Below are 13,457 nucleotides of genomic sequence, written 5' to 3'. Positions count from 1 at the left end.
AGATAATTCAAAAGCACATTGACTTGTTTCGCTTTGATCTTCGTTCAATCCAAGCTCAATGTTAATTTTATTCCTTCCAACATACCTGTCAGCATATCACCGCCAGATGTTGATCCAATTGCTAACACTGCTAACATTTTCCTTTTCAAAACAACTTCACTTTCTCCATAAAACAACTCCTTTAAGAACGAACCAATACGCTCTCTAGCTACGCCTTTGATCGCCCAATCTAATGCTGAAAAACTGATAATATTTGTTCGTTTTCTCAACTCGTTTCGACTATTGAACAACCATTGTTTTAATGAATGATATGGATAATGAACCGTTGTAAAAATAAGTGCTAGTCCAACTAAAAAATCATCGCCTGATGGTGTTAATCCAGGGCCTAACCCAATCACCCGCTTTAACTGTTTCATCGCTTGAAATAATTGCTTCTCCTTCAAATACGCTAACAATTGTTCCGATTCTTGCCAAAGCATTGTATGGAGCATTTTTTCGTATGTTGTCGCTTGTTTCTTGTTTAATAGATAACCACCTGTACTTTCTAATGGAATCAGCCAACCTTGCAATTGGTCTACACGTTTGCTAATTTTTGAATACTCCTGTTTCTTCGGAAATTCAATTTCTGGATAGTGCCATTCACTTGCTCCTTGAATCTCTATAGCGGCTATTTCTCCAATCATTAATCGTCCATTTTGAGAATAAACAGGTGTTTTTATAATCAGTTGAGGTCGATTGTTAAAAAAGTTAGTTACTCTTAAGGTATTGGGCGCATTGTCCAATTCCTCTGCTGCTATTGTGTACAGTTCTCCAGAATCACAAATTATATTTATTGTTCGATTAAATGTACTGTGAACTTCTCCTTTCAATGATTGAGTTTGAATATCAGAGATGAAATTCTGAGATCCTGACAGGGATTGATACGTACGCATCTCCTTCACTTCCTTGATGGTTTATCTTCTTTACACTACTTAATTTACACCAAGAAAGCCTTTTCATATACAGATAGAGTAGCCGAATATTTTCTTTTCTAGTTGTACACTTTAACCAATTATCGTATAGTTAATAAAACAAGATCATGAGCTAGAAAGATGGTGTATCATGTTAACAGTCAAAAACTTCCTACAACTTGCTCCTTTCAAGTCATTCCGCCTCGTCGCTGGTTCAAAAGGACTTGAAAACAAAATTACTGGTGTAAATATTTTAGATAATCCTGACGCTTCAGACTGGTTGTCAGCCGGTGAATTGCTGATTACTTCTGGGTATTTTTTTAGTGAAAATGCCACCATCCAAAAACGCTTTATTCAACGGTTTAAAGAAATCAATTGTTCCGCAATTTGTATCAAACCACATATTTACTTAAAAGGTATTCCTGAATCTATGCGGAATTTAGCCGATGAACTTGCTCTTCCTATCATAGAAATTCCTTATGGGATCGCATTTTCAAAAATCATGAATATTGTCATGGCAGAAATTTCTGGACGGATGAACGAACTGAATCAGGCTTCTTTAGATATCCATTCACAATTTTTTGAAATCTCGCTCCACGGTGGCGGTCTGAAAAAAATTGCCTTAGGCTTAGCAGAGATGGTCAACAATCCTGTTATATTAGTCGATACGGACTGGTCCGTATTAGCTGTCAGTGATCATGAACAACCGCTGATCCAAGAATCTCTCAAAAAAACAGGTGATACACTTACCTTCCCAGTTCAAATTTTTACTGATTTACCAAAAGATTTTGAACGAATTCAAAAGCCAATCACTCGAGGTATCCTATTTGATGAACAAGAATATCCTTGTGTGATCATGCCTGTTTACTTTGACACAATCCACTACGGCTTCATTCTCGTGTACCAAATAGAGCGACCCTTGACCGACCTTGATTATGTTGCGTTAGAAAACGGTTCAATGGCAATCGCATTGGAGCAAATGCGACTTTTGGAAATCGAACGGACAGAAAATCGCATACGACGTGATTTTTTCGACCAATTATTATCTGGGCAAATCAAAGATTTAGATGCTTTGGCTGCTTATGATACAACGATCGATCCAAGCTTAAACTATACGGTTTTGATCTTATCAATCCAGACACTTAGTCACAAATCGGATTCTTTGATGAAAAGGAAACAATCTGAAGATCGTTTGATGAAAAACTTACTATCATCGTTAACAACTTATACAGCTACCCGTTTCCCACAGCTCCACTTGTTTAGCCGCAAAAATCAGTTAGTGATGTTGTTAGGTACTGAGCCAAAATTAAGTACCCTAAAAACGCATAATGAAGTTTCCGATACTGCTGAACGAATTCGTATGTATTTGGAACAACACGGGCATTCTGAAAGAGAAATCTTCTGTACAATTGGTTCAACTTTACCAATTCTTGAGTTGTCTCAAAGTTTTGAAGAAGCAAAAAAAGTCATCCAATTGCTTGAGGATGACTCGAAAGAAGAGAAAATTTATTTTTTTAATGACTTTTATTTTGATTCTTTTTTAGTCGATTCTATTTCAAATGAACAAGGAAAAAAATTCTATACGCACTATTTAAATACATTGCTGGCCTATGATCAGAAGAATAACACAAGTTTCACACCAACACTAAAAGCATATTTAGCTCATCATTTGAATATCGCAATGACTTCAAGAGCCTTGTTTATCCATCGAAATACTTTACTTTATCGAATCGAAAAAATCAAAGGACTACTTCCTGTTGATTTAGAACAGGAAAAAAATACCTTTGCGCTGCAAATGGCATTAAAATTATATGAATTACATCACTAAAATAGACAAAAAAGCCGAAATCGCAAAAAACTTTTTCGGCTTTTTTACCTATTCACTTAGTTATCTACCTACAATAAACGTCAATTCACATTCACAAACTTTTTTATCTTCAACAAAAGCTGTAGCTTTTCCGATTCCAACATAATCTCTAATTTTTACGATTTCAAAATGTAGTTTCAAGACATCTCCTGGTACCACTTTTTGACGGAATTTAGCTTTATTGATCCCACCAATATAGGCTGTTTCACCTTGGAATTGTTCCATTTTTAAAATCAAGATCGATCCAACTTGTGCTAATGCTTCAATGATCAGAACACCAGGCATTGTTGGGTTTCCAGGGAAGTGTCCTTGGAAGAACTCTTCATTGATCGTTACGTTTTTTGTCGCAATGATTTTTTTCTCTGGAATAATTTCGTCCACATAATCGATAAAACAAATTGGATAACGGTTTGGAATCATTTCCATAATTTCTGTAGCATTCATTAATCTTGTCATTGTTAATTTTCCTCCCATTTCTTCATACAAATAACGCCATTGTGACCGCCAAAGCCAAATGAATTGCTGATTGCATATTCTGCTTGTACGGGGCGTGAACCACCTGTTACATAGTCTAAATCACAGTCAGGATCCTCTACTTTATATCCCACTGTCGGGTGAGCAATTCCTTCTTGTAGTGTTTTCACACATGCGATTGCTTCGATTCCACCCGCTGCACCTAAAAGATGACCGGTCATACTCTTCGTGCTTGAGATTGGAATATCATAGGCACGTTCCCCAAAGACACGTTTTAGCGCTGCAGTTTCAGCTGCATCATTGGCTGGTGTTGATGTACCATGTGCGTTAACATAACCGACATCAGTCGCATTGATTGCTGCCTCTGCTAAAGCCAATTCGATTGCATCAGCTGCACCGCTGCCGTCTTTTAATGGCGCTGTCATATGACTTGCGTCACAATTGCTACCGTAGCCGACGATTTCTCCTAAAATCGTTGCACCACGTTTTTGCGCATGTTCAAGTTCTTCTAGCATCAACATGCCAGCACCTTCACCCATTACAAAACCATGTCTTTCTTTATCAAAAGGAATGGATGCTCTTGTAGGATCTTCTGTCGTATTTAATGCGCTCAACGCTGCAAAACCAGCTATTCCAATCTCACAAATCGTCGCTTCAGTTCCACCTGTGATCATCATATCAGCCAAGCCATACTTGATTGTACGGAACGCTTCACCGATTGCATTTGTTGCTGAAGCACAAGCTGTGACGATTGTTTGAGACGGACCTTTAGCACCTAATTTGATTGAAATATTGCCAGATGCCATATTGGCAATCACCATTGGAACAAAAAATGGTGTTACTCGTTTCGCCCCTTTTTTATCCATGACTCTGACTTGATCTTGTAATGTTGTCATCCCTCCAATACCACTACCAACAATTACACCAAAACGTTTTGGATCGATCGTCTCTTGCGTTAAGCCACTCATCTCCCAAGCTTCCATAGCAGCTACTACTCCATATTGTGAAAACAGATCCATTCGTTTTTGTTCTTTACGGTCAAGAACCTCACTTGGATCAAAATCTTTCACTTCACCAGCAAGTGTTACACCTGTATCTTCAGAATCAAACTTAGTGATTTTAGCGATTCCTAATTTTCCATTAACTAGATTTTGCCAATACTCTTTTACCGTATTTCCCAAAGGAGTAACTGCTCCCATTCCGGTTATTACAACTCGTTTCATTGTGCACCTCCGCCATTATTTTGACTATCAAATTAAAAAAAACTTGCTCAAACAACACTTTTTTGTTTAAATTTAAGTAAAATAGTTTGACTTTCAAAGTATTTTAGTTAATAATTCAGACATCCGATAAAATGTCTGTAGGGGTGTTGTTTATTCGTTAGAGAATTTTTTTATCATTCTCAAACAGATAATACCAGTTGCAATTTTATCCGTCAACTTAAATAAAATCAGATATTTAGATTTTATTAAGATGTGAGACCTTTTTCACAGACTAAAATAATTTTACAAAGGGGAAAAATCCATATGTTTTTAAACAATAAAAAAGTCGTCGTAATGGGCGTAGCAAACAAAAGAAGTATTGCTTGGGGCTGTGCCAAAGCATTAAAAGAACAAGGTGCTGATATTATTTATACGTATCAAAATGAACGTATGAAAAAACAATTATTAAAATTAACAGAACCAACAGATCTGCTTGTTGAATGTGATGTCGCTTCTGACGAATCAATTGCCCAAGCGTTCCAAACGATCCAAGAAAAATACGACAAAATCGATGGTTTAGTGCATGCTATTGCCTTCGCTAACAAAGAAGAGTTAGATGGTAATGTAAGTGATATCAGCCGTTCAGGATTCTTATTGGCTCAAGATATCAGCAGCTACTCACTTTTAGCAGTTGCACATCATGCAAAACCAATGTTAAATCCTGGTTCAGGAATTGTTACAATGACTTATCTAGGTTCTGAAAGAGCTATCCCGAACTATAACATGATGGGAATCGCTAAAGCTTCTTTGGAGACAGCGGTAAAATATTTAGCTTATGAATTTGCAGCTGATAAGATTCGGGTAAACGGGATTTCAGCTGGTGCTATCAAAACACTTGCAGTCACTGGTGTGAAAGACTACGATCAATTGATCAAAATTTCAGAAGGCCGTACACCAGATAAAGCAGGTGTTACAATCGAAGAAGTCGGCAATACTTGTGCATTTTTAGTCAGCGAATTAGCTGCTGGAATTGTAGGAGATATTATTTATGTAGATAAAGGGGTTCACCTAACATAGAGAAACAAGCAGTTGGGCATAACGCTTCAAGTTATATCTCAGTCCCTTAAAATCCGAAGAAACGGTACAAAAAAAACGCTTCTTCGGAAAAAAGGCGGGGGTATAACTCGTAGAATTATGTCCCCACCTTTTTTCTCATAATGAATCGTTTACATTAGCTTTTGAACGTCACTACGATTAATGTTCAACATTAATTGCAGATCAAAATAATAATAGGGCAAGGCCTTACTTATAGTGATTATTAGTAGGCTAAGCAAATGGGTAACAATTAAGGTCACAACTAACTGCAACCAGCTATTAGCAAAAAAATCATAGCTGTTCACTAAGCTAGCGGCCCATAAAATACATAGTGGATGGACAAAGAAATAATATTTTCCTAAATCCCTCAAATACTTAAAATCAAAGGTCAACTTCACTCGCAATGTCAAACTCCAACAAAAGAATACAGCTGTAAATGGAATCAGTGACCACATAAAGTTTTTATCAATGCCCATGTTGGCATAAACGATCAATCCCTCACTTACTAAAATCCCCCCTGAAAGAATCAGTAATAAACCAAAATACTTCTGAAAACCAGCTATTTTTTCACGATAATCCCATAAAAAATAACCAATAGCCACAAATATCAATGCAAAGAATAAGCCATTACGAGTTGTGATAAACACATTCATGTACTGATCAAAAAATAATTTCAGTTGTTCATTATGAATATATCCGTAATACGTTTCCAACGATCCGAAAAAATATAACACCACGGTCAGCGCAAACAACGGAATATATCCTTTTTTCTTGATCAGCCAGTGAGCGAAGAGCATGCCAAACATCATCGCAGGTATGTACCACAGATGGTAGTAAGTGCCTGTGTAGGCTAATCCTGCAAGCAGCGCTACAGGATATAATTCAGCGCCAATTGAATAATTCTCCTGAATCCACATAAAACCAATTGGGAGATAAACTAAGCTCCAGAATAGATACGTCTTTATGGATGACTGCAAATAGCGTTTTAAATAACTGGACGAGCTATTTTGTCCTCTTCTAACAAAATAACTGGATGAAATAAAGAAAAATGGTACAGCGATCCGACACAATACATTTTTAAACAAATGATGAAGCATTGGATCTTGAATTACTCGTTCACAGTGAAAACAAATAATGAGAATCGCCGCAACATACTTTATTAGATCGATACCATTATTACTAGTCTTTTGTTCGTTGACTTGCTGATTTATACCACTCACCCCTGATTCATATAGAAAAATAGTAGAACGTACTTTCTCTCGTTCGCTTTAATTATAACAAAGCAAGCGCTTCGCTTTATCGGCTTAAAGTCTGAGATTTACTCACTGCTTTAGGACTATTTCTATGATTTAGTATAAAAAAAGAAACATCTGTCAGATTTTTTCCTGGCTAATGTTTCTCATTCCCATAAAACTTTATAGATCAAGATAAAATGTACGGTACCATGATCGTTGCTCAAATTTGTATTTATCGATTTGCCCTCCAGATAGCGCAAATCCAATTATAGTAATCACTAATCCTAAAATAGTCAAGCTGATCCCAATTTTAAACAATGATTTTTTATTTGTCATAATAATAAGCCCTGCCCTTCAAACAAGTTACGTATCTTACTTGAAAATCGTTTTGATGCTTTGATAAAGTGATTGGTCATATTCATTGTCGCTAAACCACTAAGTAAGGCCAAGCCTAAAATAAAAATACTGATCCCCATTTGTGTAACAGCGATGTAGACACCATCTTGTAAGGCAAAAAAACTAGCACAAACACTAAATAGAGAGGCAGCTAACCCAAGTACTGCAAACATTCCCGTTGTAAAAGGAAGACACCAAATAATGATATACACAGATAATATGAGTAAAATAGCTGCTAATAATATACTTCCCCACAAAGGAAATCCAATAATCAGTAAAACAACCATCAACGGACTTAATTTTTTCTTTTGAAAATGGCGCTCTTCAAAAGCTTCTTCAAGAATTTTACTCGCGATCTTGGAGGGTTTACCTAATGTATTTACCGCTTCTTCTTCACTCGCTCCATCTTCTAAGTAATCTTCAATCAATTCATCATAGTAAAGGACAAATTGACCTCTCTCTGACTCATTCAGGCGAGTCAATCCTTCTTCTAATTGATACAAAAATTCTTGTTTATTCATTCCGCTCCCCCATTTCAATAAAATGATACACGTGCATCACTTCGTCCCATTCTTGGATAAATTCTTTTATCTTAGCTCTTCCTTTATCAGTGATTCGATAATATTTTCTTAAACGGCTATTATGCTCCAAAGAATATGTTTCTAATTCTTCTTTTGTTTCTAAACGCTTTAGAATTGGATATAACGTTGATTCAGAGATCGTTATCACGTTTGATAAATCTTTAATGATTTGATAGCCATAGGAATCAGATTTCTTCAAAATAGCTAAAATACAATATTCTAACAAGCCTTTTTTTAATTGTGAATCCATATTATACCTCCTGACACACATTACTATACATTGCATAGTATAATGTGTCAAGAAGTATGTGTAAAAAAAAGAAGCGTAGAACTAACTAAAAAACAGTTTTGTTCCACGCTATAAAATTGAATACAGACTATTCATCACTTTCTCTTCCATAAAACAAGGGAATGTTTTGTGCATCATTACGAATTGCTTCAATAGCCTCTTCTTCATTTAATAACTCTAGAGCTTTTTGAAATTTTTCATCAAGATTCAGCTTTATTGTTTTAAATTTCTCATGATGCCACATCACGTATGCGATTTTTAAAGATTCCACCCAGAAATAATAGGTTTGATCTTTCGTTACGATATCGATCAATGTCACAAAATTTCCACCAATGTTCCGAAAATACTTACCAAATTGCATGTTTATCTCCAAAACATCCCGAAGTGAAAAGGTTGCAATTGGTTTTTCTACAGGTATATTTACAGCGAGCTTGAACTTTCCGATTTGATCGATTGAGACTTCTTCCCCATTAAAACTACACAAACAATTTGCATAACCCATTAAGTTGGAAAAAGTGATTTGAGGATAAATTGCCTCTTCAACTTTCACAAATGTATTGACTCGCTGACCAGCTAGAATCAGGGGTTGAACCTCTGGTACATAGGCACTATAAAATGCTGCATTGTTCTTTTTTCCTTTATCTTGCTCCATAAGACGTGGCCTTCTTTCTTTCCCTCCGAACAAGTTTTCAAAGAAACTAGGCTTTTTACGTCCTATTAGAACGTCTACACTGATATTGAAATAATCACAAAGTCTTACAATATTTTCGATATCTGGAAGACTTTTTCCTAATTCCCATTTGGAAATTGTTTGACGAGAGAGAGTCAAATAATCTGCTAGTTCTTGTTGTGAAATACCTTGTTCTTGACGAAATTTTTTTATTTGTTTTCCGATTTCTACAGTCACTATAGACCACCTGCTTTCTAGCGTCTAGCATTTTTGTCGCATAAATACGTTGCATTCATTTATTATACAATAAAGACTCGTGCAACGGTACGTTGCTTGTTGATTTAGCAGTATTTTCAAAAAACTCTACTTTATTCGTTAACTAAAACGAACTCAGCAGAGATTTTTCTGTTTCCTATTATAAAGTCATTTTTTTAGCTAATTGAAATTGCGTTAGCTGTAGCTGAATGCCGATTTTTTCAAGTTCAGCATATTCAGAAGTGGCCATATCAACATTGGTTAATTTGACTATATCACTGTTTTCTTGTTCTTTTAAAGTAAGCAAGATATTAGTTATTAATGATGTATCTTTTTGTCCTAGTAACTGCAATTGTTTAAGAATCACACTTTTGCCTGAAGCTTCTTCAGCTAAATTAAAACTGATCGAACCAATTTTAGCTGTTTCTTGGTAAATCTCGTAGTTTTTATCAGAAAAAATGCAACGGTTTTGCCAAGGAGTCCATTTCTCTTCGTTCAACGTTTGTTCTTTTGACGTAATAGCTTTAAAGTGAATCGGACTTCTTTTATTCGTCGTAGTTGGTAACATGATCCTTCCAACTGCTAGCTCGTTTATTATTTGAAACCCTTTTGCTTTATATAATTTTCTCGCCCGTTCATTAGCTGCAATCACTTCAAGAATCAGATGCTCACATTGATTTTCCTTTGCCATCTCTTCAGCATAGTCCATCAATTTAGAAGCGACTTTTTTTTGACGATATTCTGGAATTACAGCCATACCACCTATCCACATCGTCTTAACCCCTTGAAAAGTTTGTATCCCTAACAAGATAATACCGGCAAATTCGCCATTGATCGAATAGAGCGCAGAACGTTTTTGGGACAGTTTTAGTGATTGGATTCTTTGCTCTAAGGCTTTTTGATCAACTTTTATCGGCAATAGGTAATCACTAAACCCTTGATTCCATGTATCTACTACTTGTTGAAAATCAACTTCTTCTATTGTTGTAAACATCCATGTTCTCCTTTGAGTTTTAGTTTATCCCTTTAACTATAAACTAAATTAGCAAAATTCATAGTTTTTCGGAACAATGATGGTATCAACAGTGAGTGATGTCTTAATGTTTTCCTGGTTCATAAGATAAACTTGATCTTTTTCAACTTTAATAATAATGGTTTCTAAATAAAATAGGACCACCAACGCTTCTAATCTTTTCATCAGTTCAGCTCTCATTGGAGAGTGTAGACAATCATGAAGCAGCTCATCCAAACGTTCAATGATAATAACTTCTTTCCCTTGTTCAGCTAACTCAACAGCAACTTGGCAATCTAAAAAACAACTACCCATCACCAAAATTCTATCGCCAAACTCTCGCGTTTTTGCTTTCTGAATTTCTTGTTCCGTCTGCGAAAGTTGATAGAGATGATAGTTTTTGCACCTTGTCAAAAGCATCAGCGATCACCTCACTGCTTCAGCAGATGTTTATCCGCAATTGTATATACTTGATCGGCGATTGTTGAATAAAACTGTTCATCATTTGAAATCAACAAGACACTGCCTCTAAAAGCCTTTAACGCTTCTTGTAATGCTTTTCTCGAGTCCACGTCTAAGTGATTAGTCGGTTCATCTAAGATCAGGAAATTACTTGGCTGCATCGTTAAATCACATAATTTGGCTTTTGACTGTTCTCCACCACTGAGCATATAAATATTTTTTGATGCAATTTCTCGTTTCAGGCCACATTTAGCCAACTCTCTACGAACATCTTCATACGTTAGTTTCGTATATTTATTTGCTAGTGCTTCGATCGGTGTCCATTCAGTATTTTCCCACTCGATTTCTTGCGAGTGGTAGCCTGTAACGACTTGTGGTGAAAAGTTCATTTTTCCAGAGAGCGCTGGCACCATTGAGAGAAGCGTTTTTACGAATGTTGATTTCCCTAAACCATCTGGGCCAGTGATCACTATTTTCTCCCCTTTTTTCACTTGCAAATCGCGGACAGTAAGTAAAGGTTCTTTATAACCTACTGTTAATTCATCGATTGTCATGACATTGGGTGAACTTTGAGGCATCAGTTTGAAAGAAAAGTTCGATTTCACTTTTTTCTCTGGTTCTTTCAAACGATCCATTTTTTCCAAATGCTTTCTACGACCTTGTGCCATTTTCGTTTTGATACCCGCAATATTTTTCTGAATAAAAGCTTCTGTTTCTTTGATTTTACGTTGTTGTGCATCAAATTGGCTTTGATAGGCTTCTGCTAAATGCGCTTTTTGTTTTAGGAACTCAGAGTAATGACTATGGTACTTTTTGATCGAACCAAAATCGATATCACAGATACACGTTGCGATATTACTTAAAAATTCTGTATCGTGAGAAACAATGATAAAGGCATTCTCAAAGGCATTTAAATACTCCGTCAACCATTCGATATGTTCTTGATCCAAGTAGTTTGTAGGTTCATCTAGAATCAAGACAGACGGTTTTTCCAATAACAGTTTGGCCAAAATGACCTTGACTTGATCCCCACGATTCAACGCACTTAACGTTTGATCAGCATCTCTGATTCCGAGTCCCGTGACAGCTTTGCTAATCTCATTTTCTACTTGATAGAAGCCTTGCATTTCTAAATTTTCTTGATAAGTTGCAGCTCTTGACAATAATTGATCATCACCAGTTTCTCCGTAGGTTTCATATAGCTTCAGCATTTCTTTTTCAGTGGCAAACAGTTCTTGATAGGCTGATCTTAAAAAGTCGTTGATCGTAAGTGATTGATCCATATCCACATATTGGTCTAAATAACCTAATGTGGCGGCTGGATTCCATGAAATCGACCCAGCATCTGGTAAAACGGTCCCTAAAAGCATTTTTAATAAGGTACTTTTCCCTGCACCATTTTTGCCAACGATTCCCATGTGTTCCTTGCTTCTTAAAGTAAATGAGCTGTTTTCATAAAGCTGTTTATCTGGTACTGCATACGTTAAATCTTTGACTTGTAATAATTCCATTTTACATTCCTCTTTCATGTTGTTTTCTAGATTTTTACTAAAGAACATACAAAAAAGACCCATAGACAAAATGTCTAGGGCCTTTTAATCTATATATCCTTCAGTAAATAAGCAGACTAAATACATAGCAAACATGTGCTATTTTTTAGTATACGAAATTTACTGATGAATAAGAAAAGCTTTTAAGCTTCTCGATTAAGCTCCATACAACACTTCATCAAAAATAAGTTGTAGGGAGCTAAGAGTTGAAATATATAATACGTACATTTGAAACACCTTCCTCAGGTGTTACTCTACCATTTTGAAAAAAAATAGTCAAATTCAGTATCATATAATCTAGTGAACTCTCTGTTCGAGTTGATTTACTTCTTTTTCGTTGAGTACATTTTACCAGAATCCATGTAGTGTCTAACTAACCATTGGCACAATCCATCTAAGCCTGGATAAATCACGCGTTCATTAATGTTTATTTGATCCAGTTTATCCCTAATTTCTTTCTTGGCTTGGGGCGGGATAATTATTTTTTTTGCCACGATGTCTATCTCTTCTTTTTCAATCCAATCCGATAACGTTTCACTTCTAGCTGACATAACAGAAAATAGCGCATATTGATTAACAATTCTTGAATCTATTGACGGCGGCTCTAAAAATAAAACATATGGGCTGCTTTCATCTTCCTGAGTTTCCATCAAACGTTCCTCTACTGTTCCACTCTGAATCATTTGCTCATTCAAAAAATCAATACCAAACGTAAAACCGCCTTCTTTTTGTAACGCTGCTTTCAATTTTTGAGGCATATGATCTCGACATTCTTCTATATTAATACACCAAACAGCACCATTTTCATCAGATAATACATTTTCCGTAGCAAAATGTGCCGCAACATAGGGAGAAAAAGTCCAATCTAACAACCTTGTTGGTAAACCATGATGTTGAGCCAACGTCAAAATCTCCCATATATTATTTTTATCTCTAATTTCCAAAGAAGCATACTTTTTGAAATTTCTTATTAAAGATTCTTCCAAACTCAGTTCATGCCCACATTTTACATTTAGACTAGGTTCTAAACCATAGTTACTACTTGTTGCTCCTCTAAAAACATAACTACTGCGATCCCTGTCTATCCTTTTATCATAACAGTCACGAAACACCTCATTCGTAAATTCAGTCCAATTTTTTATTTCTATCACTTCTATTTTTCCCATTTTTTTCTCCTTTGCTATTTAAAGAACTAAATAAAAAACTTAAAGAACATAATTATATACATCAATAGTAACATAAAAAAGATTCTCTCTCTTTGCTTTTTAATAAAAATAGGGAAAAGCTCTGAAAAAATAAATTGTTCAATCGTTTTCCCCCACAAGAGCTGTTACTTCTTTCAACTGACCTATATCCTCCAACTCTACTTTACAATTAAAAAAGATTTTTTATCTTAATTGATGACAGTCGTTCCAGCAG

Annotated in this window: 14 protein-coding genes; 2 read left to right on the top strand and 12 right to left on the bottom strand. The window is 35.8% G+C overall.

Going from position 1 to position 13,457, the window contains the following annotated elements; translation table 11 throughout:
• Positions 1-44: 44 nt before the first annotated feature.
• A complete protein-coding gene (locus I580_RS14350; protein WP_010772240.1) occupies positions 45-932 on the bottom strand; it encodes an oxamate carbamoyltransferase subunit AllH family protein in 888 nt (295 codons plus the stop codon).
• A gap of 169 nt (positions 933-1,101) precedes the next feature.
• On the opposite strand from I580_RS14350, the gene I580_RS14345 reads away from it, so the two are divergent.
• Complete coding sequence (locus tag I580_RS14345; protein ID WP_010772239.1) at positions 1,102-2,778, top strand: PucR family transcriptional regulator; 1,677 nt, start codon at positions 1,102-1,104, stop codon at positions 2,776-2,778.
• A 60-nt stretch (positions 2,779-2,838) separates the two neighbouring features.
• Here the strand turns inward: I580_RS14345 and fabZ are convergent, their stop codons facing one another.
• Both fabZ and fabF read right to left on the bottom strand, forming a co-directional pair.
• Positions 2,839-3,273 (bottom strand): 3-hydroxyacyl-ACP dehydratase FabZ, encoded by a 435-nt coding sequence (gene fabZ / locus I580_RS14340; protein WP_010772238.1) that lies wholly within the window; start codon positions 3,271-3,273, stop codon positions 2,839-2,841.
• Positions 3,274-3,275: 2 nt separating this feature from the next.
• Complete coding sequence (fabF, locus tag I580_RS14335; RefSeq protein ID WP_010772237.1) at positions 3,276-4,514, bottom strand: beta-ketoacyl-ACP synthase II; 1,239 nt, start codon at positions 4,512-4,514, stop codon at positions 3,276-3,278.
• 303 nt (positions 4,515-4,817) lie between these two features.
• On the opposite strand from fabF, the gene fabI reads away from it, so the two are divergent.
• Entirely contained in the window at positions 4,818-5,570 is a 753-nt protein-coding gene (gene fabI, locus I580_RS14330) for an enoyl-ACP reductase FabI (RefSeq protein ID WP_010772236.1), read from the top strand.
• 149 nt (positions 5,571-5,719) lie between these two features.
• Here the strand turns inward: fabI and I580_RS14325 are convergent, their stop codons facing one another.
• The 9 genes from I580_RS14325 to I580_RS14290 form a co-directional block, all read right to left on the bottom strand.
• Positions 5,720-6,808 (bottom strand): acyltransferase family protein, encoded by a 1,089-nt coding sequence (locus tag I580_RS14325; RefSeq protein WP_010772235.1) that lies wholly within the window; start codon positions 6,806-6,808, stop codon positions 5,720-5,722.
• Between the two features lie 195 nt (positions 6,809-7,003).
• Positions 7,004-7,159 (bottom strand): hypothetical protein, encoded by a 156-nt coding sequence (locus tag I580_RS17120; protein WP_010772234.1) that lies wholly within the window; start codon positions 7,157-7,159, stop codon positions 7,004-7,006.
• Complete coding sequence (locus tag I580_RS14320; RefSeq protein ID WP_010772233.1) at positions 7,156-7,740, bottom strand: DUF1700 domain-containing protein; 585 nt, start codon at positions 7,738-7,740, stop codon at positions 7,156-7,158. The genes I580_RS17120 and I580_RS14320 overlap by 4 nt, the downstream gene beginning before the upstream one ends.
• Positions 7,733-8,050 (bottom strand): PadR family transcriptional regulator, encoded by a 318-nt coding sequence (locus I580_RS14315; RefSeq protein WP_010772232.1) that lies wholly within the window; start codon positions 8,048-8,050, stop codon positions 7,733-7,735. The genes I580_RS14320 and I580_RS14315 overlap by 8 nt, the downstream gene beginning before the upstream one ends.
• A gap of 127 nt (positions 8,051-8,177) precedes the next feature.
• The gene (locus I580_RS14310; RefSeq protein ID WP_010772231.1) at positions 8,178-8,996 is read right to left on the bottom strand and encodes a helix-turn-helix domain-containing protein; all 819 of its coding nucleotides are present in this window, start codon (positions 8,994-8,996) and stop codon (positions 8,178-8,180) included.
• Positions 8,997-9,174: 178 nt separating this feature from the next.
• Positions 9,175-10,008, bottom strand: a complete 834-nt coding sequence (locus I580_RS14305; protein WP_010772230.1) for a GNAT family N-acetyltransferase — start codon at positions 10,006-10,008, stop codon at positions 9,175-9,177.
• Between the two features lie 48 nt (positions 10,009-10,056).
• The gene (locus tag I580_RS14300) at positions 10,057-10,446 is read right to left on the bottom strand and encodes an FAD-dependent oxidoreductase (protein WP_010772229.1); all 390 of its coding nucleotides are present in this window, start codon (positions 10,444-10,446) and stop codon (positions 10,057-10,059) included.
• Between the two features lie 11 nt (positions 10,447-10,457).
• Positions 10,458-11,999 carry an ABC-F family ATP-binding cassette domain-containing protein gene (locus tag I580_RS14295; protein ID WP_010772228.1) on the bottom strand — a complete coding sequence of 514 codons (1,542 nt, stop codon included), beginning with the start codon at positions 11,997-11,999 and terminating at the stop codon, positions 10,458-10,460.
• A gap of 362 nt (positions 12,000-12,361) precedes the next feature.
• The gene (locus I580_RS14290) at positions 12,362-13,204 is read right to left on the bottom strand and encodes an FRG domain-containing protein (RefSeq protein WP_010772227.1); all 843 of its coding nucleotides are present in this window, start codon (positions 13,202-13,204) and stop codon (positions 12,362-12,364) included.
• Positions 13,205-13,457: the final 253 nt, after the last annotated feature.

Origin of the sequence: Enterococcus caccae ATCC BAA-1240, from assembly GCF_000407145.1 — a bacterium.
Lineage (GTDB): Bacteria > Bacillota > Bacilli > Lactobacillales > Enterococcaceae > Enterococcus_L > Enterococcus_L caccae.
This window is presented reverse-complemented; position numbering and strand designations above follow the sequence as displayed.